Annotated in this window: 16 protein-coding genes; 4 read left to right on the forward strand and 12 right to left on the reverse strand. The window is 43.4% G+C overall.

What is annotated here, in order from left to right; genetic code table 11:
* Window positions 1-54 precede the first annotated feature (54 nt).
* From nqrF to Q4561_RS14360, 8 genes are all read right to left on the reverse strand, one after another.
* Complete coding sequence (gene nqrF / locus Q4561_RS14325; RefSeq protein ID WP_303461427.1) at window positions 55-1,287, reverse strand: NADH:ubiquinone reductase (Na(+)-transporting) subunit F; 1,233 nt, start codon at window positions 1,285-1,287, stop codon at window positions 55-57.
* Window positions 1,288-1,307: 20 nt separating this feature from the next.
* Window positions 1,308-1,916: an NADH:ubiquinone reductase (Na(+)-transporting) subunit E gene (gene nqrE / locus Q4561_RS14330; protein ID WP_013782594.1), complete on the reverse strand. Its 609-nt coding sequence runs from the start codon at window positions 1,914-1,916 to the stop codon at window positions 1,308-1,310.
* A 3-nt stretch (window positions 1,917-1,919) separates the two neighbouring features.
* Window positions 1,920-2,552 carry an NADH:ubiquinone reductase (Na(+)-transporting) subunit D gene (locus Q4561_RS14335; RefSeq protein ID WP_013782593.1) on the reverse strand — a complete coding sequence of 211 codons (633 nt, stop codon included), beginning with the start codon at window positions 2,550-2,552 and terminating at the stop codon, window positions 1,920-1,922.
* A gap of 10 nt (window positions 2,553-2,562) precedes the next feature.
* A complete protein-coding gene (locus Q4561_RS14340) occupies window positions 2,563-3,327 on the reverse strand; it encodes a Na(+)-translocating NADH-quinone reductase subunit C (protein WP_303461429.1) in 765 nt (254 codons plus the stop codon).
* The gene (locus tag Q4561_RS14345) at window positions 3,317-4,519 is read right to left on the reverse strand and encodes an NADH:ubiquinone reductase (Na(+)-transporting) subunit B (protein ID WP_303461431.1); all 1,203 of its coding nucleotides are present in this window, start codon (window positions 4,517-4,519) and stop codon (window positions 3,317-3,319) included. The genes Q4561_RS14340 and Q4561_RS14345 overlap by 11 nt, the downstream gene beginning before the upstream one ends.
* Window positions 4,520-4,521: 2 nt before the next feature.
* A complete protein-coding gene (locus Q4561_RS14350; protein ID WP_303461505.1) occupies window positions 4,522-5,862 on the reverse strand; it encodes a Na(+)-translocating NADH-quinone reductase subunit A in 1,341 nt (446 codons plus the stop codon).
* A 475-nt stretch (window positions 5,863-6,337) separates the two neighbouring features.
* Window positions 6,338-7,516 (reverse strand): enoyl-ACP reductase FabV, encoded by a 1,179-nt coding sequence (gene fabV / locus Q4561_RS14355; RefSeq protein WP_303461433.1) that lies wholly within the window; start codon window positions 7,514-7,516, stop codon window positions 6,338-6,340.
* Between the two features lie 281 nt (window positions 7,517-7,797).
* Entirely contained in the window at window positions 7,798-8,418 is a 621-nt protein-coding gene (locus Q4561_RS14360; protein WP_013782588.1) for an FKBP-type peptidyl-prolyl cis-trans isomerase, read from the reverse strand.
* Window positions 8,419-8,651: 233 nt separating this feature from the next.
* On the opposite strand from Q4561_RS14360, the gene ppc reads away from it, so the two are divergent.
* Complete coding sequence (gene ppc, locus Q4561_RS14365) at window positions 8,652-11,273, forward strand: phosphoenolpyruvate carboxylase (RefSeq protein WP_303461436.1); 2,622 nt, start codon at window positions 8,652-8,654, stop codon at window positions 11,271-11,273.
* Between the two features lie 97 nt (window positions 11,274-11,370).
* On the opposite strand, the gene katG is transcribed toward ppc, so the two are convergent.
* On the reverse strand, window positions 11,371-13,554 hold the full coding sequence (gene katG, locus Q4561_RS14370) for a catalase/peroxidase HPI (protein ID WP_303461507.1): 2,184 nt from the start codon (window positions 13,552-13,554) through the stop codon (window positions 11,371-11,373).
* A 337-nt stretch (window positions 13,555-13,891) separates the two neighbouring features.
* Between katG and Q4561_RS14375 the strand changes: the two genes are divergently transcribed.
* On the forward strand, window positions 13,892-14,692 hold the full coding sequence (locus tag Q4561_RS14375) for a hypothetical protein (protein ID WP_303461438.1): 801 nt from the start codon (window positions 13,892-13,894) through the stop codon (window positions 14,690-14,692).
* A 797-nt stretch (window positions 14,693-15,489) separates the two neighbouring features.
* On the opposite strand, the gene mdh is transcribed toward Q4561_RS14375, so the two are convergent.
* Window positions 15,490-16,428, reverse strand: a complete 939-nt coding sequence (gene mdh / locus Q4561_RS14380; protein WP_303461440.1) for a malate dehydrogenase — start codon at window positions 16,426-16,428, stop codon at window positions 15,490-15,492.
* A 231-nt stretch (window positions 16,429-16,659) separates the two neighbouring features.
* On the opposite strand from mdh, the gene argR reads away from it, so the two are divergent.
* Together argR and Q4561_RS14390 are read left to right on the forward strand one after the other, a co-directional pair.
* On the forward strand, window positions 16,660-17,124 hold the full coding sequence (argR, locus tag Q4561_RS14385) for a transcriptional regulator ArgR (protein ID WP_013782583.1): 465 nt from the start codon (window positions 16,660-16,662) through the stop codon (window positions 17,122-17,124).
* 939 nt (window positions 17,125-18,063) lie between these two features.
* The gene (locus Q4561_RS14390) at window positions 18,064-20,664 is read left to right on the forward strand and encodes a TonB-dependent siderophore receptor (protein WP_303461442.1); all 2,601 of its coding nucleotides are present in this window, start codon (window positions 18,064-18,066) and stop codon (window positions 20,662-20,664) included.
* A 183-nt stretch (window positions 20,665-20,847) separates the two neighbouring features.
* Here the strand turns inward: Q4561_RS14390 and Q4561_RS14395 are convergent, their stop codons facing one another.
* Together Q4561_RS14395 and Q4561_RS14400 are read right to left on the reverse strand one after the other, a co-directional pair.
* Window positions 20,848-21,531 carry a type 1 glutamine amidotransferase domain-containing protein gene (locus tag Q4561_RS14395; RefSeq protein WP_303461444.1) on the reverse strand — a complete coding sequence of 228 codons (684 nt, stop codon included), beginning with the start codon at window positions 21,529-21,531 and terminating at the stop codon, window positions 20,848-20,850.
* Between the two features lie 180 nt (window positions 21,532-21,711).
* On the reverse strand, window positions 21,712-24,717 hold the full coding sequence (locus Q4561_RS14400; protein ID WP_303461445.1) for a TonB-dependent receptor: 3,006 nt from the start codon (window positions 24,715-24,717) through the stop codon (window positions 21,712-21,714).
* Window positions 24,718-24,788: the final 71 nt, after the last annotated feature.

A 24,788-nucleotide genomic window follows, 5' to 3' on the forward strand; every position in this document is an offset into this window, starting at 1 on the left:
TTCACTAAACAAAAAGGGGGCTCTCGCCCCCTTTCTTACCTAATTGATTTCGGATTAACCACCGAAGTCATCAAGCATTATATTTTCGTCTTCAACACCTAGTTCTTTCAACATGTTGATAACGGCTGCGTTCATCATAGGAGGTCCACACATGTAGAACTCACAATCTTCTGGCGCAGGGTGGTCTTTCAAATAGTTCTCAAGAAGAACTTGGTGAATGAACCCTGTGTAACCTTCCCAGTTGTCCTCTGGTTGAGGATCTGAAAGGGCAACATGCCATTTAAAGTTATCATTTTCTGCTGCTAACTCATCGAAATCTTCTGTATAGAACATTTCACGAAGTGAACGTGCACCGTACCAGAAGCTCATCTTACGATCAGATTTTAAGCGACGAAGTTGGTCGAAGATATGTGAGCGCATTGGCGCCATACCAGCACCACCACCAACGAATACCATTTCGTTCTCGGTTTCTTTCGCGAAAAACTCACCGAATGGACCAGAAATCGTGGCTTTGTCACCCTCAGTCAGGCTCCAAATGTACGATGACATTTTACCAGCAGGTAGGCTTAGGTTATTAGGTGGCGGCGTAGCGATACGCACGTTCAACATAATAATGCCTTCTTCTTCTGGGTAGTTAGCCATTGAATAAGCACGAATGGTTTCTTCATCTACTTTAGATTCGATATCGAAGAAGCCAAAACGTTCCCAATCACCGCGATACTCATCAGGGATTTCAAACTCTTTGTACTTAACGTGGTGCGCAGGGGCTTCAATTTGAATGTAACCACCAGCACGGAAAGGTACGCTTTCACCGTTAGGAATTTGAAGCTTAAGTTCTTTGATGAAAGTAGCTTTGTTATCGTTAGAAATAACTTCACAATCCCACTTCTTAACACCAAATACCGACTCTTCAAGCTCGATTTCCATGTCTTGCTTAATCGCAACCTGACATGATAAACGGCAGCCTTCACGAGCTTCACCTTTAGTGATGTGATCAAGTTCAGTTGGAAGGATTTCACCACCACCTGAATGCACGTCTACACGACACTGACCACAAGAACCACCACCACCACATGCTGAAGATACGAAGTATCCTGCATCTGCTAGTGCGCCAAGAAGCTTGCCGCCTGGCTCAGTTTTAATTGCTTTGTCTGGGTCACCATTAATAGTGATGGTTACATCACCGCTTGGTACCAGCTTCGACTTGGCAAACATGATGATAAATACTAGCGCCAATACAATGGCAATAAACATGCCGACGCCTAGGAAAATTTCTACTTGATTCATTTATATGCTCCCGAGCTCGATTACAGCTGAATACCAGTGAATGACTGGAAGCCAAGTGCCATAAGACCCGCAATCATGAACACAGAGCCCAGACCACGAATACCATCAGGCATATCGGCATATTTAAGCTTTTCACGTACAGCGGCCAATAACACAATAGCTATTGCCCAGCCCATACCACTTCCTACGCCGTAAACGACACTTTCGGTCAAGTTGTATTCACGTTGTACCGCGAATGCCACACCACCGAAGATAGCGCAGTTAACCGTAATTAGCGGAAGGAAGATACCAAGCGCGTTATAAAGCGCAGGGAAAAACTTGTCTAAGCTCATTTCCAAAATTTGAACCAATGCCGCGATAACGCCGATAAAGGTTAGGAAGTTTAGGAAGCTTAAATCTGCATCAGGGAAACCAGCCCACGCTAGTGCACCTGGTGCAAGGATGTTCACATAAATGATTTGGTTAACCGGTACAGAAATACCCAGTACTACGATTACCGCAACACCAAGACCCATAGCAGTTTTAACTTTCTTCGATACCGCCAAGAAGGTACACATACCTAAGAAAAGTGATAACGCCATGTTCTCAACAAAAATTGAGCGAACAAATAACGACAAATAATGTTCCATGACTTACTCCTTAGGCTCTACTTGCTCGGGACGAAGGGTACGGATAACCCAAATCATACCGCCGATTAAGAAGAATGAGCTAAATGGTAGGATTAACAAACCATTACCCTGATACCAACCACCGTTTTGAACTAAAGGAAGAATTTCGAAACCTAAAATTGTACCGAAACCGAATAGCTCTTTGATTGTACCAATAACAATCAATACGAATGAGTAACCCAAACCGTTACCAATACCATCTAAAAAGCTCATCAGAGGTGGGCTCTTCATTGCATAGGCTTCAGCACGACCCATTACGATACAGTTAGTAATAATCAAACCAACGAATACGGACAGCTGCTTCGAAATTTCATACGAATAAGCTTTCAGTATTTGGTCAACTACGATTACCAAAGACGCAATGATAGTCATTTGGATGATGATACGAACGCTTGATGGGATCTGGTTACGAATCATTGAAATAAACAAGTTCGAGAACGCAACAACCGTGGTTAGCGCCAAAGACATTACCAAGGCTGTTTCAAGCTTAGTGGTAATAGCCAGTGCAGAACAAATACCAAGTACCTGCAAGGCAATTGGGTTGTTGTCCATAATTGGCCCAAAGAGGGCCTTTTTCATTTCTTTAGTATCTGCCATGAGACTCCCCTTATGAACGCCATGCCTGAGTCTTCAGGAACTGGCCGAAGCCTTGCTCGCCTACCCAGTATTGAATGGTGTTTTCAACACCTTTACTGGTTAGGGTAGCACCTGAAAGCGCATCAATAGTGTGTGGATTGCTTGGGTTTGCATTTTTAACTACGCGGATAGCCACATCGCCATCTTCAAATAGTTTCTTTCCATCCCATTTGTCCTGCCACGCTGGATTTTGCACTTCGCCACCAAGTCCTGGTGTTTCTTTTTGTTGATAGTAAATCAACTCACGAACTGTTTCGCCATCGGCGTCAAGGGCAAGAAAACCGTACATAAGATCCCATAGACCACTACCGTGCACAGGCAAGATAATGCGAGATACATCGCCAGCTTCGTCACGTACCAAATAAACACTGGCAACATTCGGGCGACGTTGGAAGCCAACGTTGCTGTTAGTTACCTTTGTGCTGTACTCAGTTTGCTTCGCGGCTTTATACATATCGTAATCTGGCTCAGGTGCTTCTACAAACTCACCGCTTTCCAAATCAACATAGCGAGATTCAATCTTTTCGCTATATGTACTTTCGATTGCTTTACCTGTCATACCTGTTTCGTAAAGCCCGGCTGCGTTCAAAATGTTGCTCTTTTTATCAAGCGACGCATTGGTTTGTTGTAGCGAGCGTAAGCCTACTGCCGCGCCAGATACAACAATTGAACACACAAGACAAACGGCGACTACAACGCCAATCGTTTTTCCTAAAGATTCTTTTTTAGCCGACACGAGCTACCCTCCGCTTGATATTACTTTGTGCGACGAAATAGTCGAACAGTGGCGCCCAAAGGTTGGCAAAAAGAATGGCCAACATTACACCTTCTGGGAAGGCTGGGTTTAGCACACGAACAAGTACTGTCATAAAGCCGATGAAAATACCGTATGCCCACTTACCTTGGTTGGTAAACGATGCAGACACTGGGTCTGTCGCCATAAAGAACATACCAAAGGCAAGACCACCAATAACGAAGTGCCAATAGGCAGGCATTGCAAACATATAGTTGGTATCGCTACCAATCATATTCAGCAAGGTGGCAAACACGGCTACACCGATTGCTACACCAGCAACAATTCGCCAGCTTGCAATACGCATATACATAATGAACAAACCACCAATTAAGATGGCCAATGCAGATACTTCACCCGCAGAACCTGCGATAGTACCGAAGAAGCTGTCAAACCAAAGGTCCATGTTAGTGTAATCAAGCGCGCCTGAAGCTGCTTGGCTTAATGACGTTGCACCTGAGTAACCATCGGCAGCAACCCAAACTTGGTCGCCAGAGATTTGTGCCGGGTATGCGAAGTATAAGAACGCACGACCAGATAGTGCAGGGTTAAGGAAGTTACGGCCAGTTCCACCGAATACTTCTTTAGCGATAACCACACCAAAGGTAATACCTAATGCAACCTGCCAAAGCGGGATAGTTGCCGGTAATGTTAATGCGAAAAGTACTGAGGTAACGAAGAAACCTTCGTTAACTTCATGCTTACGCACTGACGCAAACAATACTTCCCAGAAGCCACCTACAATGAAGGTGACTGCATAGATAGGTAACCAGAAGCAGGCACCGTAGAAGAACAGCCCTAAAATTCCAGAATTAGCTAAGTCTCCGCCTAACGCAGTGAATAGTCCTGCTTGCCATGTATCAGGAAGTGTACCGGCACCAGCAGCAATAGCATCTTGCGCTTGGAAACCAATGTTGTACATACCGAAGAACATTGCTGGGAATGTTGCTAACCACACCAAAATCATGATGCGTTTAAGGTCAATGCTGTCACGCACGTGCGTGTTAGCTTTGTTTACTTTACCTGGTGTATAGAAAATAGTTGCCGCTGCTTCATACAATGCATACCATTTTTCGTGCTTTCCACCTGGTTCAAAGTTTGGTTCAATTTTTTCTAAATACGCTTTTAAACCCATGACTAACCCTCTTTCTCAATAGTGGTCAAACAGTCGCGTAAAATTGGGCCGTAGTTGTATTTGCCTGGGCATACGTAAGTACACAAGGCTAAATCTTCTTCGTCCAACTCTAAACAACCCAACGTTTGAGCACTGTCACAATCACCAGAAATCAGATCTCTAAGCAAAAGCGTAGGAATGATATCTAGGGGCATAACGCGTTCGTAGTTACCAATTGGCACCATAGAGCGCTCAGAGCCATTGGTTGTTGTTGTCATATCAAATTTCTTACCGCCACCTAAGTGACCAAGGTAAGCGCGCGTAACCGAGTGCTTGTCTGAACCAGGGGTGATCCAACCAAGAAACTTCTTCTCGCGACCTTCTTTAAGCAATGATACTTGTGAGTGGAAACGACCTAAAAAGCCGTGAACACCATTTGCAGTTACACCGTTTAACACGGAGCCTGAAACCACGCGTACATCACCATCTTGTTGTTCGTTTGCTAGCAACTCACCTAAATCGGCACCTAAAGAGGTACGAACTAAGCGAGGGTTTTTAGCAGATGGTCCACCGATAGCAATAACACGACGAGTGTCTAGCTCACCAGTAGTAAGTAATGCGCCAAAGGCCATTACATCTTGATAGCTAATGTGCCAAACCGTTTTGTTCAAACCAGCAGAATCCAAATAATGGATATGTGTACCAGCTAGTCCCGCAGGATGTGGGCCACCGAATTCTTCTACGTCTACCGCAGCGTCACCCGTTGCGACTGAAGAGCCTGCTGCCTTACAAACGTAAACTTTGCCGCCGCTTAACTGGGTTAACGCTTTAAGACCGTTAACGAAGTCATCGTTACGCTCAGCAATAATCACCGCTGGGTCCGCTGCTAGCGGGTTGGTGTCCATTGCTGTAACAAAGATTGAATTTGGTACCGAGTCAAGGGCTGGAGATTTGCTAAATGGACGTGTGCGTAACGCTGTCCACATGCCTGACTCTACTAAGATTGACTGGAGTTGCTCCCGTGTTGTATTCGCAATTTGCTCAGCAGCGATTTTGTCAAAGCTAACAGCATCATTGCCATTTACTTTCACTACAACTGATTGCAAAACACGTCTTGCACCACGGTTTACTTCTACCACTTCACCTGCTGCAGGAGCAGTGAACTTAACGCCAGGATTCTTTTTATCTTCAAAAAGCATCTGGCCTTTTTTCACTACATCGCCAACTTGCACGTGCATGGTAGGTCGCATACCCACATATTCTTCTCCCAGAATGGCAACGCGTGAAACGGCAGATCCTTCATCGATCTCCTGCTTCGGCGCTCCCTCTATTGGGAGGTCGAGACCTTTCTTGATTTTTATCATATGTAATCGCACTACTCTAATAGAAATACTCTTTTGCATGACCGCAGTAAATCCTGCTTATCAGCATGCAAAAGCGTACTATTTTTAAGGTGTAATACCTTTAATATTTAGATTGACGGAATTTACTTACTGTCACGGTCAGCCTGTTTTGAAGCCGTAACTTACATTCCAAATGTACAAGTGACGTAATACGTCTTTTCTTATATAGACCAACAGTGAAAATTCACACATATTTTTGTTGTTGTATTAGTGCAATCAACGCTGTTGTTGAGTAGGAGTAGAATAGACCCCTACTTAATTTCGGGATTTTAGCATTAACCGAGCGGTTTGTGCCACGCAAATCATAGATAAAGAGCAACTTTTCTATAATTTAATGTAAACCCTATTTACGTTTATGTGGTAACTAAACAACGAAAAAGCCGCCCTATTCGACGGCTTGAAGCGCTACCAAAGCATACTTTAGTATAGCCAACCCTTACCAATTAACGAGTGGGTCAATATCCTGTTCGTAATCAACACCTTCAATATCGAAACCAAACAGCTTCAAAAATTCATGATGATAGCCCGCGTAGTCACTTAATTCATGGAAGTTTTCTTGGGTCACTTTATCCCACAACGCTTGAATTTTTGCTTGTGTAGCATCGTTGGTCTCAATTCCATCCATGCGATAACGGTTCGCTTCGTCCAACGTAGGTGTGTCACCAAATAAGCACGTTGAGAATAAACCATGAATTTGTTCTATGCAGCCTTCATGGGTGCCATCACGTTTCATGACTTCTTGCATTAACGAGATATACAACGGCATAACTGGAATAGCTGAGCTGGCTTGTGTAACCAATGCTTTTAACGAACTTACGTTCGCTTCAACTAACAACTCGCTATTTTTACCAATAATAGCCGCGGCCGCTCTGTCTAAATCTTCTTTCGCTTTGCCGATAGTCGCTTGACCATAGATAGGCCAAGTTAGCGCTTTACCTATGTAGGTATAAGCGGTGGTTTTGCAGCCTTCAGCCAATACACCAGCTTCGGCAAGCTTATCCATCCAACGCTCCCAATCTTCCCCGCCCATTACTTTAATGGTGTTTAAGATTTCATCGTCGTTTGCCGCTTCTAACGTAACATCGTGTACTTTGTCTTTATCGGTATCATAAGTTTTAGTAGTGTACTCACGCCCTACTGGCTTAAGGGTAGATTTGTATACCACACCCGTATCTGGGTCAGTTCTGCGCGGTGACGCCAAGCTATAAATAACTAAATCAACTTTGCCCATGTTGGCTTTAATCTTATCTATCGTTTGCGCTTTAATTTCATCAGAAAACGCATCACCATTGATAGTGTCAGCATAAAGCCCTTTTTTAGACGCCTGCTGATGGAAGGCTGCAGTATTGTACCAACCCGCTGTACCGGTTTTACGTTCTGTTGGCGCTTTTTCGAAGCAAACGCCGAGGGTTTTTGCACCATAACCAAATGCAGAAGTAATACGTGATGCCAACCCGTAACCGGTTGAACTGCCAATGACTAGCACGTTTTTAGGGCCATCGCCTAAGTCGCCTTTCTTTTCAATAAAGGCAATTTGTTGTTCTACTGATTTTTCACAACCCACAGGATGTGCGTTTGTGCAGATAAAGCCTCTCACTTTAGGCTTGATAACCATAATCATTTTCCTTTTTTATGCGTGCGCCTATTGTAAACGTGCGAAGGCTTATAACAACTCGGAGCAGATGACACTTATATAAGCAACGAACACCTTAATGTTCAAAAAAGATGCACATGTACAAATTAGTATTTATTTTGACAACTGTTTTAGAAGCGTATCTTTGTAAGAATATAGTGGAAAGCTATGGAATGTATATGAAAACAAAAGTGATTAGCGACTGATGCGCTAAAACGCAAGGTAAAAAGGTGAGCCCCCACAAGAGCTCACCTTTTTGTGAACTAGCCTAAGATATCAAGCAATTCAACATCAAAAATTAACGTGCTGTATGGTGCAATTGCTGCACCAGCACCTTGCTCACCGTACGCAAGGTCGTGAGGTACGTACAAACGCAACTTAGCACCAACTTTCATAAGCTGTAATGCTTCAGTCCAGCCTCTGATCACGCCGCCCACTGGGAATTCAGCAGGTTGACCGCGATCGTAAGAGCTGTCAAAAACGTCACCTGAGGTAAGTGTACCGTGGTAGTGAACGCGAACCGTGCTATCTGCAGTTGGCGTTTCGCCATCGCCTTCAGCCAGTACTTCGTACTGTAGGCCAGATTCAGTCACTTGAACTTCTTCACGCTTTGCGTTTTCTTCTAAGAACTTAACGCCTTCTTCGATAACCGCTTTGCTAGCTTCTTCTTTCTCAGCTTGCATACGCTTATGAATTTCACCGAATGCATCACGTAGTGCGTCGTTATCAACCTGCGGAGCTTGACCCGCGAAAGCATCTTTTAAACCTGCCACTACTGCGTCAATCGCCATACCTTCAAAAGGATTAGATTGTAATTGTTGACCCATTTGAAAACCAATGCCGTAACTTGCTTGGGTTTCTACTGTATTGAATGTATCAGTCACAAGAACTCCTGAAATTAAATTACAAATGCAGTACAAATTTCAAACAAACCGCGTTTCACGAATATGTTTCTGCATTTTCCGGTGCCAGAGTGTAGCACACCAGAATTTATCTTGCTTTGAGCATTAAATAGATGGATGCATTTGGAACGAATTATTGTAAATTATAACGCAAAGTGGTTTTACAACTTGTTAAGTACTTAGTATGGTGAAGGCCATATAATTGGGAGGATAGCATGCACACTCATTACGATGCTGAACTAAAAGATACAGTTAGATACCTTGGCAAAACGCTAGGTGAAACCATCAAAAACCAATTAGGCCAAGAGTGGCTTGATCGCATTGAGAAGATTCGAAAAGACGGTAGGGCGTCTTATCAAGGCGACACTAATTGCAGTGACGAACTGAAAGAAACTTTCAAAACGATGAACGACAGCGACTTGCTGACGGTAGGTCGTGCTTTTGCACAGTTTCTAAATCTAGGTAATATTGCTGAGCAAGAATATAACAGTGCAATGAACGTTGATGCGTCTATTGATGCATTGTTTAAGCACCTAGATAAGGCCGAACTCACGGCTGATAAAGTGCAAGAGGCAGTAGGCAAATTAAATATCGACCTAGTGTTAACCGCACATCCTACCGAAGTAACACGTCGCACCCTTATTCATAAACACAAAGAATTAGCAGACTGCTTACAAGAGGTTCATCAAGAATCGCTCACTGGCGCAGACAGAAGTAAAGTTGAAACCCGTGTTGCTGATTTAATTAGTCAGGCTTGGCATACAGAAGAAATTCGCTCTGTTCGCCCTACCCCTGTTGATGAAGCTCGCTGGGGATTTTCAGTTATTGAGAATTCACTGTGGGAAGCCGTTCCTGATTTCTTACGTGAATTAGATGGCCGTTTGCAAGAAGACTATAATGTATCGCTTCCGCTAGATGCGTCGCCGGTACAGTTTAGCTCTTGGATGGGTGGTGACCGTGACGGTAACCCCTTCGTTACCTCAAAAGTAACTGAACAAGTTTTATTACTGGCTCGTAAACGCGCATCTAAGCTTTTCGCTTTAGATTTAGACCGTTTGCAAGTTGAGCTGTCGATGTACGACTGTAACGATGCATTGCGCGAAAAAGTTGGCGATGCAAACGAGCCTTACCGCGCCCTACTTCGCCCGCTACTAGACCGCTTTGTGGCCACAAGAGATGGCATTGCCGACTACTTGGCAGGTAAAAATCCAGATTCATCAAACTGGATTGAAAGCAACGACGAACTCTTAGAAGCCTTGTTGCTTTGCCACCAGTCACTCATCGACTGCGGCATGGATGTGGTTGCAAAGGGTCTATTACTAGATACTATTCGCCGTGCCCGCGTCTTCGGAATTCACCTACTTCGCTTAGATATACGCCAAGATTCAGAACGCCATGCTGATGTATTTAGCGAACTTACTCGCTACCTTGGTTTAGGCGATTACTCACAGTGGAGTGAGGAAGACAAGCAAGCCTTCTTACTACGTGAACTTGGCTCAAAACGCCCGCTATTTCCAGCTCAATGGGGCGCATCGGAAGATGTGAAAGAAGTACTTGAGACTTGTAAAGTGGTAGCTAAGCATAGCAAGCACGGTTTTGGTATTTACATTATCTCAATGGCGAGTGAGCCATCAGATGTGCTTGCCGTGCAATTACTGCTTAAAGAAAGCGGTGTTGATTGGCCAATGCCAGTAGCGCCATTGTTCGAAACACTGGACGACCTTAATAACTCGCCAAGTGTTATGCGTAAATTGCTTTCTATCGACTGGTATCGTGGCTATGTAAAAGGCCGCCAGTTCGTGATGATTGGTTATTCAGATTCAGCCAAAGATGCTGGCGCACTAGCTGCTGGTTGGGCTCAGTATCAGTCTCAAGAAGCACTGGTTGCTATTGCTGAAGAGTTTAACTGCTCACTGACCTTGTTCCACGGCCGTGGCGGTACAATTGGTCGCGGTGGGTTACCTGCCCATGCTGCTATTTACTCGCAACCTCCGGGCTCGCTAGAAGGTGGTTTCCGTGTTACTGAGCAAGGCGAAACCATTCGTTATAAGTTCGGTATGCCAAAACTGGCTAAACGAAGCTTAGGCATTTATGCCAGCGCAATCATTGAAGCAATGTTGTTCCCGCCCCCGGCGCCAAAAGAAGAATGGCGAGAACTCATCACGACTATGGCTGCACAAGGTCGTGATAATTATCGCGCGACAGTGCGTCATGATGAAGATTTCGTGCCTTACTTCCGCGTGGCTACGCCAGAGCAGGAACTTGGCAAGTTGCCATTAGGCAGTCGTCCATCGAAGCGTAAGCCGCAAGGTGGTATTGAAAGTCTTCGTGCTATCCCTTGGATATTTGCATGGGCACAAACGCGTCTTGTATTGCCGTCATGGTTGGGCGTAATGCGCGCTATCGACAGCGTGAAAAATGCCGAGAATGAAAAGGTCGTTAATGAAATGTTTGCCGAGTGGCCATTTTATCGTTCGCGCCTTTCAATGCTGGACATGGTATTTCATAAAGCTGATCCGCGTATTAGTGAAGCCTATGATGAGCGTCTGGTTCCAGAAGAGCTTAAGCATTTTGGTGCAGCCCTTCGAGAGGAACTTAAAGAGAGTATCGCTTCATTGCTTGAACTCACTGGCGAAAACGACATCATGAAGGCTGATCCGCTGGGCAAAGAATCGATGGAAATTCGCGCCGCTTATTTGCAACCGCTTCACTATTTACAAATTGAGTTGCTAGAACGAATTCGTAAAGCAGGAGATGATGTACATAATCCTGATTTGGAGCGTGCCATGATGGTAACTATTACAGGTATCGCAACCGGTATGCGAAACACTGGTTAATCGCTGATTTTTAGCTATTTCAAAAAATAGCTGATGTAAAAAAGCCCGCTTGAAGCGGGCTTTTTAATGGCTATCTTTTACGAATTACAGTTTATGCCTACAATTCGAAGCGATCAGCATTCATCACTTTAGTCCATGCTTTCACAAAGTCTTTTACAAATTTTTCTTTATTATCGTCTTGCGCATAAACTTCTGCATAAGAACGTAATATAGAGTTTGAACCGAAGACTAAGTCAACACGAGTGGCTGAATAAACCTGCTCACCTGAAACTCTATCTACAATACCGTAAGTGCTTTTACCTGTAGGCTTCCACGTGTATTGCATATCAGTAATGGTAGTAAAGAAATCATTAGTTAGTGAACCTACACTACCCGTGAATGCACCGTGTGCGGTATCTTGGTAATTCGTTCCCAAGGTTCTCATACCACCTACTAACACAGTCATTTCTGCAGCAGTTAACCCAAGCAACTGTGCCTTGTCTAATAACAGCTCTTCTGGTTTAACTACATAATCTTTTGGTAAGTAGTTTCTGAAGCCATCGGCCTGCGGCTCTAGCGGAGCAAAAGAATCAGCATCCGTCATCTCATCAGTAGCGTCTCCGCGGCCTGCAGCAAAAGGAACCTCAGCACTGAAACCAGCTGCTTCAATCGCTTTTTCTACACCTACATTACCTGCCAATACAATGGTATCGGCAAGACTTGCACCGGCAGCCTCAGCAAGTGGTTTTAACACTGACAATACTTTAGCTAGTTTTTCCGGCTCGTTCGCTTCCCAGTCTTTCTGAGGCGCTAATTGAATGCGGGCACCATTAGCACCACCACGTAAATCTGAACCGCGGAAGGTGCGAGCACTGTCCCACGCCGTAGATACCATTTCACCAATACTTAGGCCAGAATCCGCAATACTCGCTTTTAATGCATCCACATCGTAAGACGTACTGCCCGCAGGTACAGGATCTTGCCAGATAAGTGTCTCTTGTGGCACTTCAGGACCGATATAGCGAACTTTAGGACCTAAATCTCTGTGCGTTAGTTTGAACCACGCTTTAGCGAATACTTCACTGAAGTAGTCTGGGTTATTGTAAAATTTCTCAGAAATCTCACGGTAGATTGGGTCCATTTTCATGGCCATATCTGCATCAGTCATAATAGGGTTGTAGCGTTTTGATGGGTCTTCAACATCAACAGGTTTGTCTTCCTCTTTAATGTCGATAGGTTCCCACTGCTCTGCACCTGCTGGTGATTTTTTCAATTCCCAGTCGTAGTTAAGTAGCAATTCAAAGTAACCGTTATCCCACTGAGTTGGATTAGTCGTCCACGCACCTTCAATACCGCTTGAAACCGTATCACGGCCTATCCCACGTGATTCGTGGTTCATCCAACCCAAACCCTGCTCAGCAATATCAGCGCCTTCTGGATCTGGTCCTAAACGTTCTGCACTTCCGTTACCATGACATTTACCCACGGTGTGACCACCGGCTGTAAGTGCAACAGTTTCCTCATCGTTCATCGCCATACGGGCGAAAGTTTCACGAACGTGTAATGCGGTTTTAAGTGGATCAGGTTTACCGTTCACCCCTTCAGGGTTAACATAAATAAGCCCCATTTGAACCGCTGCTAGTGGGTTCTCCATTGTTTCTGGCGTTTCAACGTCATCATAACGCTCGTCACTCGGTGCTAGCCATTCTTTCTCAGCGCCCCAGTAAGTGTCTTTTTCAGGATTCCAAATGTCTTCACGACCAAACGCAAAGCCATAGGTTTTAAGCCCCATACTTTCATATGCAACAGTACCCGCTAGCACAAGAAGATCAGCCCAACTTAATTTGTTGCCGTACTTTTTCTTAATTGGCCACAATAAACGGCGTGCTTTATCAAGGTTAACATTGTCCGGCCAAGAGTTTAGCGGCGCGAAACGTTGGTTGCCCGTAGACGCACCACCACGACCATCAGCAATACGGTAAGAGCCCGCTGCGTGCCAAGACATTCGAATCATCAAACCACCGTAGTGACCCCAATCTGCCGGCCACCATGACTGAGAGTCAGTCATTAGCGCTATCATATCTTTTTTCAATTCATCAAAATCAAGGGTTTTCACTGCTTCGCGGTAATCGAAGTCATCACCCATTGGATTCGTTTTCGTGTCGTGCTGATGTAAAATGTCTAGATTTAGTGCTTCTGGCCACCAATCCATGTTCGTGCTACCAGTAGCCGTAAGGCCGCCGTGCATGACGGGACATTTTCTTTCTGAATCATTTACATCGCCTAGCTTAGCGTTACTCATATTTGTTACCTCTTGCTGTTCGACAAAGGACTTCATCAATACAACCTATTGATTAGTATTGTTTCATTCTAGTTATTAGATGGCTGTTACTACAGTGAGTTTTTTAGATGATGACGAATAGGTTTTACGATTAGCATTAAGTAAATCTAATATCTTAATAACAGGTAGTTACAGAACCTATTCGTATTCATGTTCACCCAGAATTACCTAAAGAAAGCGTAGCTAAGATTTATGAATTTTCTATGTCTTTTATCTCGTTTTTTTGAAAGCTTAAGAATTTACCGTAGAATCTAATATGTGGTCACTAAAAATACAAAACTAGGACAAGGAGTCTATTTTGACCAAATTACTCGTATCCATAACGCTAATGCTTGTATGCGCACTAATGCCCGTTTCTGCGTGTTGTGGGACAAAGACTTTACCGCCGGGCTTATGGGAAGGCGTCAGTGAGTCTGACTATAGCTACAAATTACTTCAGATAAATGAAAACGGGGAGCACTTCCTGTTTGAAGCAGGTATAGGCAATGGATTTCGCCATATCCGACGCATTCCATTTGGTAACGGAGATATTGAATGTAGTGCGCTAAATTGCGAAATAACGCTTCAAAATTATGAAGATGGACACGATAAACACTTAATTTTGTCTCCCTCCATAGATACCCATTACAAAGTATTAGAATCGACTACCGATAAAAACAATAAACCTATCTTAAGTAGCACCTATCAATTAGACAAACAGAATAACCAATCTTCTGTGCGAAATTTCATGGACGAATACCGAAACTCAATAATAGCATTAGCTAATACTGCGACTGGAGACATCTATGGGTTGTGGGTAGGTATCATGCGAATTGATGATAAAGATGAGCTCATAAGTATTGAGATTTACCCAAAACAAGAAGGCCGGTTAGTGCGGTTTATAAATGGTAGCAGTTATACAAATCAAACGAGTTTCAAACCTGAAGATATTCATAAGGAAGGAAGCGTATATACCGTCAAGACATCACACCCCACCTTCGCTAACTCACTATTATTTACCATCCCAGTGTCAGATGTATTAAACGGCTATGCTTATTCAGTTTATAAAGACCAACCACTAGAAAATATGACATTTACCCTATATCGAATTCGCAATTAAACGCCGTACGCCGTACCACGCCCCACTGGAATAGCAGCGTGCGAAACATGTGGAGTCGGGGTCGATATTCGTTTTGAAATTAAATAGTAGCCCCTCTTTTGCTAAGGATGAGGTGGCGGAGCCTACATGAACGTATTTACGGCGTGGCGATTATGCAGATGCTACAAATAAAAAGGCAGGATTAGTAAGCTCGCAACAAACTGTCAGCAGCATGGATGCTGTCTTACAAAAAAGGAAATTTACTGGGTGCGGTAAGTATGTTGGTAGGTATACGGTTTGGAATTAAATAGTAGACCCTCTTTTGCTAAGGATGCGGTGGCGGAGCCTACATGAACGTATTTACGGCGTGGTTATTACGCAGATGCCACAAATGAAGAGGCAGGGCTAGTGAGCTCGTAACAAACTGTCAGCAGCATGGATGCTGTCTTACAAAAAAGGAAATTTACTGGGTGCGGTAAGTATGTTGGTAGGTATACGGTTTGGAATTAAATAGTAGCCCCTCTTTTGCTAAGGATGCGGTGGCGGAGCCTACATGAACGTATTTACGGCGTGGTTATTACTCAGATGCCACAAACAAAAAGGCAGGATTAGTAAGCTTGCAACAAACTGTCAGCAGCATGGATGCTGTCTTACAAAAAAGGAAATTTACTGGGTGCGGTAAGTATATTGGTAGGTATACGGTTTGGAATTAAATAGTAGCCCCTCCACCGCATGGATGCGGTGGCGGAGCCTACATGGACGTATTTACGGCGTGGCTACGATTTGATTTCAAATCGGGTGCCGGGCCTAATACGTCCTTAGCCAGTTACGAAATCTACGCCTAGCTTGATATCGCCGCGAAGGCCTTCAAGCATGTCGTTTTTCGCTTTTTCTTCAAATGCGCTTAGCTCGCCGTATGGCAAGATTTCTTCAACACCGTTTGCACCAAGGCGAACAGGGTGTGCGAAGAATGCAGCATCGTCGCTGTCATCAGTTTGAACGTAAGTGTATTCAACTACGTTCTCACCTTGCATTGCTGCAACTAGTGACAAGCAGAAACGTGCAGCTGCTTGACCCATAGATAGGGTTGCAGAACCGCCGCCAGCTTTAGCTTCAACAACTTCAGTACCCGCGTTTTGGATACGAGTAGTTAGGCTTGAAACTTCATCATCAGAGAAATCAACACCTTCAACTTGCGAAAGCAAAGGAAGAATAGTTGTGCCTGAGTGACCACCGATTACCGGTACGTGTACAGAAGCAACATCAACACCTTTAAGATCAGCAACAAACGTTTCTGCGCGAATAACATCTAATGTAGTAACACCGAACAATTTGTTCTTGTTATAAACACCTTTCGCTTTAAGCGTTTCAGCAGCAATTGCCACTGTTGTGTTAACTGGGTTAGTAATGATACCAACACAAGCGTCTGGGCAGTTTTCAGCAACACCTTCGATAAGATTCTTAACGATACCAGCATTAATGTTGAACAAGTCTGAACGATCCATGCCTGGCTTACGCGGAACACCAGCAGGGATAAGCACTACGTCTGTACCTGTTAATGCACCAGCTAGGTCATCTTTACCGTGACCGGTTACTTTTACTGCAGTTGGGATGTGGCTCAAATCTACAGCTACACCAGGAACAACTGGCGCTACATCATAAAGCGCCAACTCAGAACCAGCTGGCAATTGTGTTTTTAACAACAAAGACAGCGCTTGGCCAATACCACCGGCAGCACCTAACACGGCTACTTTCATACCATTTCTCCTATGGGATTACTCAGTATTTAAACGGAACGTCACACTAATGCAACGCGGGGGAAAACTCAATCGTCTGATGGTCTTAATACGGCCATTTCAATCAATTTCAAGTCGATATTCATTATCATGCATGATTATGCAATTAAATTGCGCAAAGGTCACCTGTAAGGCACAATATGTGATATATGATTATTTAACTTCTTATCGCTAACTGATATGCAGGACGCTATGGCCAACGCAAAACAAGAGCAATTGATTAAAGCCTTTAAAGAGATTTTAAAAGCGGAAAGCTATGGCTCACAAGGTGAAATTGTCGATGCCTTAAAAACTCAAGGTCATGACAACATTAGCCAATCTAAAATTTCTCGCATGCTAAGCAAATTTGGCGCGGTGCGCACCCGTAACGCCCGTGGCGACATGGTGTACTGTTTACCACCTGAATTAGGTATGCCCACCGCCAAAAGCCCATTAAAGCAGCTTGTGCTCGATATTGTGCATAATAATGTAATGGTGATTATTCGCACCAGCCCAGGTGCAGCACAACTTATCGCCCGCTTACTTGACTCATTAAGCAAAAAAGATGGTGTGTTAGGAACCATTGCTGGTGACGACACTATTTTTATCGCCCCTGCCGATGTGACACTTATTGAAGAGTTGCGTCAACGCGTAGAAGATTTATTCGAGAACGTATAGCCCGCCCCTTTCTATTTTCCTCTATTTACCGTCGCATAAACTACTGAAAGTCGATCATCGGCTAGCATCAAGCACAGTAGTTTTCTGAGCGAACTTTCTTACGAGCAAAAAAAACCGCCATAAAAGTATGGCGGTAAAGAATTTGTACCAGGGAGATACAAAACAACTTGGTAGCTGTGTATTTAAATTACCATAGACTTTAGCAGTAGTAAGAAAAGAAAGGTAAAGAATTCGAAAAGCGAAAATTTAAAATCACATCAATTAAAAACACTTATAAAATAAACTTAATTAATAATTAAACTTAGAATAAATTTAAAAAATATAACCTTCGCATCAAAAGTTTTCATAAATTAATTATCATTTAAAAAATTAACTAACAATATAAATCAGGTCTCAAAAAAAACCATCAATTAAAAATTAATTGTGCGTTTTTCACACCGACTTACATATTCTTATGAATTTATGATAACTAAATAAATGTCAGTTTTAAAATTTCTAACTCTACTACCTTTCTCGCTTCATGTTTATTATGTTCAGGTTCACACGTGCTTTTAACTTTCCCCATGAAGGCCACAACCTTTAGCTATAAAGGCTGCACAGGTTTTGCACGGTCACTGCACTAATACTCCACATTTTTATATTCCACCTGTATAAAAGCTGAACACTTACCTAGCTCAAAATTTAAACTTAAATTGAGTAAATTTTAAATACTTCATAAAACTAAAATATTTACGAACGTATAGTTTCGTAAAGGTTTCATCACCTCACGTATAATTCAAGTAAATAAACGCGAAATAGAACAAATTATATCCATTGTAAATTGCCAAACACCACGACGAAGTGCTTAATTCAATAGACAGAAAACATCTGTACAAAATAAAAACTAATAAAGTCTTTGTAATTACAACTTGTAATCACCTTCGACAAGGGGAATTTAAAATGTTCAACTCAAATAAACTTAGCACTGCTGTTAAGCGTGGAATATTGTTAGCAGGTTCTGCTAGCTTGTTCGCTGCTCCAATGGCATTGGCCCAATCAGATGACGAAAGTACAGCTGAACCTGTAGAAAAAATCCAAGTTACTGGCTCACGGATTAAGCGAGTGGACTTAGAGTCTGTGTCACCAGTAACGGTTATCACTGCTGAATCTATCGCCCTTTCAGGTGATACCACGGTAGCTGAGGTATTACGTAACTCTTCTGTTAATACCTTCGGTTCTTTTCGTGGCCAATCTGGTTATGGTAGCGGTGCATCGGCTTCAAGCGAAGTAAACCTTCGTGGTTTAGGTGCAGGTGCTACGCTAGTACTTATGGACGGTCGTCGTCTTCCAGGGCTTGGATACGACGGTGGTTCATCATCGGATATGTCGATGATCCCTATGTCTATTGTTGAACGAATTGAAATTCTTCGTGACGGCGCATCTGCTATCTACGGTTCAGATGCCGTAGCGGGTGTAATCAACATTATTACCAAGAAACAGTTCGACGGCATTAATGTAGGCTATAGCTTTGAAGATCCAGGCGCTGATGGCGGTAATTCAAGCAAATATAACTTTTCTGCAGGTGTGACTAGTGACAAAGGCAGCATTGTATTTATTGCTGAACATCAAAATAGTCAGGAAGTGACCGACAACGCAGTATCAGGTGACTACGCCACAGATAGCTATTCAACCTATAGTCCTGTTGCAAACTTCTATGATGCAGATGCTGGCGAATTCCTTTACAACGAAGACTTGTGTGGCGATGTTGCCGATACTTCTATTGAGTCTGACCGCTGTGGATATTACTACGGAAACTCGACTTGGTTGTATGGCGCAACTGAGAAAAACTCTTTGATGACCAAAATAGAGTATGAACTGGCCGAGAACCTTCAGCTAATAAGCCGATTCTCAGCACTTCAAACTTCTACTGACTCACGTTATGCCGCTACACCAGTGTCTACGTCTTCACTCACTATCGATGCTGATAACGCAATGAACCCTTATGGTACAGACGGTAGTGTCTATTTCCGTACTGCTAGCTTAGGGACTCGTGATACCACTACTGAAAAAACAACTGTTGAATTGGTTGCTGGCCTTGAAGGCTATACCGACATTGGCGGTAACGAGTGGGACTGGCAAGTGTATTATCAGCGCACTTTGGCGAAAGAAGAAGTGTTCAACTACAACTTGGTTAATGACACCGTTGTACAAGATTTGATAGACACTGAGCAACTAGATTTATTCAACGTACAGGGCTTAAGCACTGACGATTGGGCATCTTACAATTCTGAACTTCTAGCCAATGCCGATCATACAGGTACCTACCAGTCTACTCAGAAGCGCGACATTATCGACGGTAGTATTTCTGGTGAAGTGTTCTCTAACAACTTCATGACCGTTAGTGCTGTATTTGGTGCAGAGTACTCATACTTAGACTTTGAGCAAATCTCTGATCCTGAATCAGGTTTAGGTATTATTTCAGGTGGTTCAGGTGGTGACGACGTATATGCAACTCGCGAACGTCAGTCTTACTACACTGAATTTGCCATTGAATTACCTCATGAAGTAGAAGTGTCTGCAGCCCTTCGTTACGACGGCTATGAACTTGAAGGTGATACAGGCGATGCTATCTCTAGCGCTGAATTTTCAGATACGGTACCTAAATTAGGTATTAGCTGGCGTCCTACTGAGTCGTTGTTACTTCGCGCAAGTTGGGGTGAAGCATTCCGCACGCCTACTATGAGCGAGATGTTCTCAACCATTTCTTACAGCTTCCCAAGCGCTTACGATACCTACTACTGTGATACTTTAGATAACCCTGGCGCGGATGATTCTTATTGCTCATCAGGTCAGCAGCATCTTACTTATTACGGCGGCAACCCAGATTTAAGCCCTGAGAATTCAGAGTCGCTTACATTAGGCGTGGTTTATGATGTTACTGAAGACTTATCTCTTGAAGTATCTTATTACCAGTACGATTACGAAAACAAAATTGAAGATATCGATGTTGATGATTTAATTGCCGCTGATTTAGATGGCACTTCATCGAATATTGCTCGTGATTCAGATGGTAAAATAACGTCTATTACCTCTGGCTACACTAACTATGCTGAGGTTTTCACAAGTGGCCTAGATATAACCGCTAACTATCATCTTCCTACCTCAATTGGTGATTTCGGTGTAAACCTAGAGTATTCGCACGTATTTAGTTACGAAGAAGAAGGTATTGAGTGGGCGGGAGAATTGTTTTACCCAGACAACCGTGCGAACTTAACCGTTGATTGGACTGACGGCGACAAATGGACAGCTTCGTGGCGTACACTGTTTATCGGGTCTAACGGTGATACTTATTACGATTACTACGACTACGCTGATAACTATTTTAAGCATAACGTAACAGTTTCTTACCATGTAACTGACAACGTGAAGGTTTCAGCCGGCATTGCGAATCTCACTGATGAGTTGGAAGAATACGCTCCAGGTGAATGGCGCGGTTATGACGACTCACTTTACGATCCATTAGGTCGTACTATGAGCTTTAACGTTCAAGCTAGCTTCTAAGTCTTAGTAAATAAAACGCCGCTCGAACTTTGATTTACCTCTTACTTCACAGTAAAGAGTTAACGCAAAGTCGGCGGCGTCTTTGTTTGTGACGTAATTCTTTACGATATATGGGTTTATAACTAATTAATCTATGTCGGCACCCTAGGCCACCAACACGTACTATTAGCTATAAAATATTAGCTATGAAAGCATTTTGATGAGCGCTTCAGCAGCAGGGGCCGATGATGCAGGGTTTTGTCCTGTCACTAATAAGCCGTCGGTACATACTTTAACCCCGAAATCTTCAGTACTTTCGTATTTTCCGCCCTTACTAATAAGCGCATCTTCCACTAAGTAAGGCACTACGTCAGTTAATCCCATCGCTTCTTCTTCGCTATTTGAAAAACCCGTTACCGATTTTCCGTTAATAAAAGATTCGCCATCAGCACGTTTCACGTCTTTCAATACAATAGGAGCATGGCAAACAGCGCCTACAGGCTTCTGTGCTTTAATCATATCTTCAATTAGCATCGTGGAGTGGGTATTGTCAGATAAGTCCCACAGAGGGCCATGGCCGCCCGGATAGAATACAGCATCAAATTCATCTGCTCTTACATCTTCTAACACAATGGTTGAAGACATTGCGCTTCTAGCCACTTCATCTTTTGTATAGCGAACCGCGTCGTCAGTCATAGCGTCTTCTGCCAAGCTGTTCGGGTCGATTGGCACTTGGCCGCCCATAGGCGACGCTAAGGTGAGGGTATATCCAGCATCTTTGAACGCATAGTAAGGCGAGGCAAATTCTTCTAGCCACATTCCCGTTTTCTTACCCGTATCACCTAATAGTTCGTGTGAGGTCATTACCATCAATATATGCTTAGACATAAGTTCTCCATGTGAACAATTCATTTGGTTATTCGTTCGTATGGCGGCAATAGTTAGATCAGAAAAAGGCGGGGAATGCGGTGAGAAACATTAGGAGAAGTTGATTTACAAGATAAAAAAAATGCCACTTCCAAAAAAGGAAAGTGGCATTTAACACTACAACTGTTTTTTAACTGTTGCTTAGAAGCGGTAGTCGATACCTACACGCATTTCCCAAAGTGACGCATCACCTTGACGACTTTCTGGGTACTGAGTACCTACAGTAGACGTGTTGTAAGAAACTTCACGTAAGATTCCCCACTCATCACTCAACATGTTAGTGAAGTTGTTGATAGTCAATCTTACTTTAGCAGTGTGATCTTCGCTGAACGCAGGAATTTCTTGAATAATTGCTACGTCAACTTTTGCCCACCAGCTACTAGTTTCTTCGTTACGCTCAGAACCCATAGGCAACACGCTGTTGCTGTCTAGGTAAGGAGTGTAACCAAATACGCCGTTAGAATCGCCTTGCGACAATGTAAAGCTGTATGGTCTACCTGACTGTGCTAACGCATAAGCAGAGAAGATAGTTCTGTAACCATCAATCAGCTCAGTTGTGTAACGAAGGTCAGCAGTAAAGCGGTGTTCGATATTCCAATCAGACAAAGAAGATACTTCTTCGTTTGGATTAGTAAACGCACGGTACTGGAAGTTAGAGAAAGCAACAGAACTTGTCATTGGTTGAACATCTTCAGCGTGGCTGTAGTTATAGCCCGTTGTTAATGAAATTCCGTTGTCCCAGCTTTTATTTAACGTACCAGTGATTGAGTAAGACGTTGAGCTTTCGTCTGAGTTTGTTAACTCAAGTGAACCGTAGCCAGTATAATCGTAGTCGATATAACCTTCGTCAGTTAAACCAACAGCTTCAATACCTTTGTACTTAACCATTGCTTGGTTTTGAGTAACGCTTACAAGAAGATCTACATTGAAAATAAAGTCATCGTCAGTAATGTGCGTCATACCAGCAGAGAATTTCCACTCGCTAGGCATATCAAAGTCTGGGTCTAGGTTATTACTTTCAAAGTTTTCACCCTCGCCAGCGTCAATAAGCGCGTCTAGGTCAGATGGTACAGAATAACCAGGACCTACAGGTGCGCCATCTTCAGTGTTAACCCATGTAACACTGCCATCGAACAAGTTGGCGTATGCACCTTCAACTTCACCACCAGTTACGTTTGTGTTCTGATAGTTGTTAGTCATCCATACGTTCGGGTTACCACCAGAAAACAGACCGAATCCACCACGAAGTTCAGTGCTATCACTCACTGTGTAGTTAAAGCCAACACGTGGTTGAAGCAAGCTAATACCATCTAGGTTAGCGGTATTGCTATAGCCGTAAGATGCTGTGAAATCAGTGTTTTCTACAGGGCGGTCAGATGTTGTTATCCAATCGTAACGAAGACCAGCGATAATTTTCAAGTCATCCGTTAAGTAGAACTCGTCTTGTGCATAAGTAGAGTGAGAAGTGAAACCCCATTCTGCAGCACGGTCGTTCAAATCACCAGAGTAAGCATAAGAATATTCTATTTCTGCATTCGTTCCGTTTTGGAAGTCATCAATACTACCAAATGAAATTGATGTTTCTGAATGCTGTACGAACATGTTGTAGATGTCTAGCTTGTCACTCTCGTAACCGAAAGTAAGGGCATGTCCGTTATCGAAGTAGTAGTTACCACGGAACATTAGGCTGGTACCATCCCAGTTCAGACCGTTAGCTTGACGGCTATCGTCAGAACCTAGGTAAACCGTAATGTCGTCAAGGTAAAGTTTAATTTCACCAAAATCGTTACCGCCAACAGTACCGTCACTGTAGAAAGAGTTCTGACGGTTATCTAGTTCTGTACGAGAAACACGAATTTCAGTAGAGAACTTATCAGTCCAATCTGAGTAAAGAACACCGATGAAAGATTCTAGTTCTGCACCGCGCTCATATAAGTGGCTGGTAAACTCGAACTCATCTGAATCGCCATCTGACTGAGCAATGTTGTTGCCGTCATTGTAGTTGTACGTTAACGCAAAGCGGTGAGCGTCGTTGATGTTCCAGTCTAATTTAACAAGAAGCTTTTCATCTTCATTTGGCTCACTTAAAGGTGTTGTGCCCGGATCGAAGTTATAAACATCTTGAGAAATCGCAGTTATTTGAGCGATTTGATCAGCAGTAATGTTAACTTCGTTTACCGCACCTGAACCAATTGCACCACGGTCGAAAGTGTTAGCGCCATCTAGTTTTTCGTAGGCAGCAAAGATAAACAAAGTATCTTTAATTAATGGTGCACCAATGGTGAAACCGTAACGTTTCTCAGTGTAAGAGCCTAGAGTGATATCTGAGCCTTCAAGAGAGTCGCCTCTTAAGCTGTCACTTCCGTAATCGTAGAACGCACTACCGTGAACTTCGTTAGTACCTGTTTTACTTACTGCACTGATGTTACACGCAGAGAAGCCGCCGTAGATAACATCGAAAGGTGCGATTTCAACTGAAACACCTTCAATTGCATCGTAAGAGAAAGGCATTCTTTCTGTAGGGTAGCCGTTCGAGTTAAGACCGAAAAGGTCGTTCATGCGAACACCATCAACAGTTAAGCTGTTGAAACGTGGACTCTTACCAACACACTGAATACCACCGCTGCCACCTTCATCTACGTATACACGAGGGTCGATACGTACGATATCTGTAATATCACGGTTAATAGCTGGCGCTTCTTGAAGCGTTGCTAGGTCGAAGTTAGCTGATGGGCCAGTTTGACCGAATGCTAAACTGCCAACTTGAGATGCCGTTACAACAATGTTTTCGTAATCAGCTGCAGACTCTAACGTTCTTTCAATTGTTGCTGATTCACCAAGCTCTAAGTAAATGTCGCTTATAGTTTGATCTGCAAATTCATCTGAGTCGATTTCAACTGTGTAAGGACCACCTACACGTAAACCGCGAAGGTTAAATGTACCTGCACTGTTAACAGTAACTGATTTAACTGCACCAGTAGGTACGTGAGTGACTTTAACCACGGTTCCAGCGGCAGGGTTGCCATTAGGACCGACTATTTGACCGTTCATATCTGATGACGTTACTTGAGCCATTGCAGTCGTGGATAGACCCACTGTTAATGCAACCGCTGCAGCAACACGGCTGAGCTTAGCTGATGAGTACATGTGTGTTTCCCTTTTTGTTTAAAATTCTTTTTTGGCGTAGCAGGAATTATTTTTCCCGTCTACGACCTCTG

Origin of the sequence: Alteromonas sp. 1_MG-2023 (genome assembly GCF_030547075.1) — a bacterium.
In the GTDB taxonomy this organism is placed as follows: domain Bacteria; phylum Pseudomonadota; class Gammaproteobacteria; order Enterobacterales; family Alteromonadaceae; genus Alteromonas.

Bases quoted from the DNA above. Each gene is read 5' to 3' on its own strand.
- Q4561_RS14395 (WP_303461444.1), bottom strand. From the start codon at position 21,531: ATGTCTAAGCATATATTGATGGTAATGACCTCACACGAACTATTAGGT.
- fabV (WP_303461433.1), bottom strand. From the start codon at position 7,516: ATGGTTATCAAGCCTAAAGTGAGAGGCTTTATCTGCACAAACGCACAT.
- Q4561_RS14350 (WP_303461505.1), bottom strand. From the start codon at position 5,862: ATGATAAAAATCAAGAAAGGTCTCGACCTCCCAATAGAGGGAGCGCCG.
- ppc (WP_303461436.1), top strand. From the start codon at position 8,652: ATGCACACTCATTACGATGCTGAACTAAAAGATACAGTTAGATACCTT.
- Q4561_RS14335 (WP_013782593.1), bottom strand. From the start codon at position 2,552: ATGGCAGATACTAAAGAAATGAAAAAGGCCCTCTTTGGGCCAATTATG.
- Q4561_RS14400 (WP_303461445.1), bottom strand. From the start codon at position 24,717: ATGTACTCATCAGCTAAGCTCAGCCGTGTTGCTGCAGCGGTTGCATTA.
- Q4561_RS14345 (WP_303461431.1), bottom strand. From the start codon at position 4,519: ATGGGTTTAAAAGCGTATTTAGAAAAAATTGAACCAAACTTTGAACCA.
- nqrE (WP_013782594.1), bottom strand. From the start codon at position 1,916: ATGGAACATTATTTGTCGTTATTTGTTCGCTCAATTTTTGTTGAGAAC.
- argR (WP_013782583.1), top strand. From the start codon at position 16,660: ATGGCCAACGCAAAACAAGAGCAATTGATTAAAGCCTTTAAAGAGATT.
- katG (WP_303461507.1), bottom strand. From the start codon at position 13,554: ATGAGTAACGCTAAGCTAGGCGATGTAAATGATTCAGAAAGAAAATGT.
- nqrF (WP_303461427.1), bottom strand. From the start codon at position 1,287: ATGAATCAAGTAGAAATTTTCCTAGGCGTCGGCATGTTTATTGCCATT.
- mdh (WP_303461440.1), bottom strand. From the start codon at position 16,428: ATGAAAGTAGCCGTGTTAGGTGCTGCCGGTGGTATTGGCCAAGCGCTG.
- Q4561_RS14390 (WP_303461442.1), top strand. From the start codon at position 18,064: ATGTTCAACTCAAATAAACTTAGCACTGCTGTTAAGCGTGGAATATTG.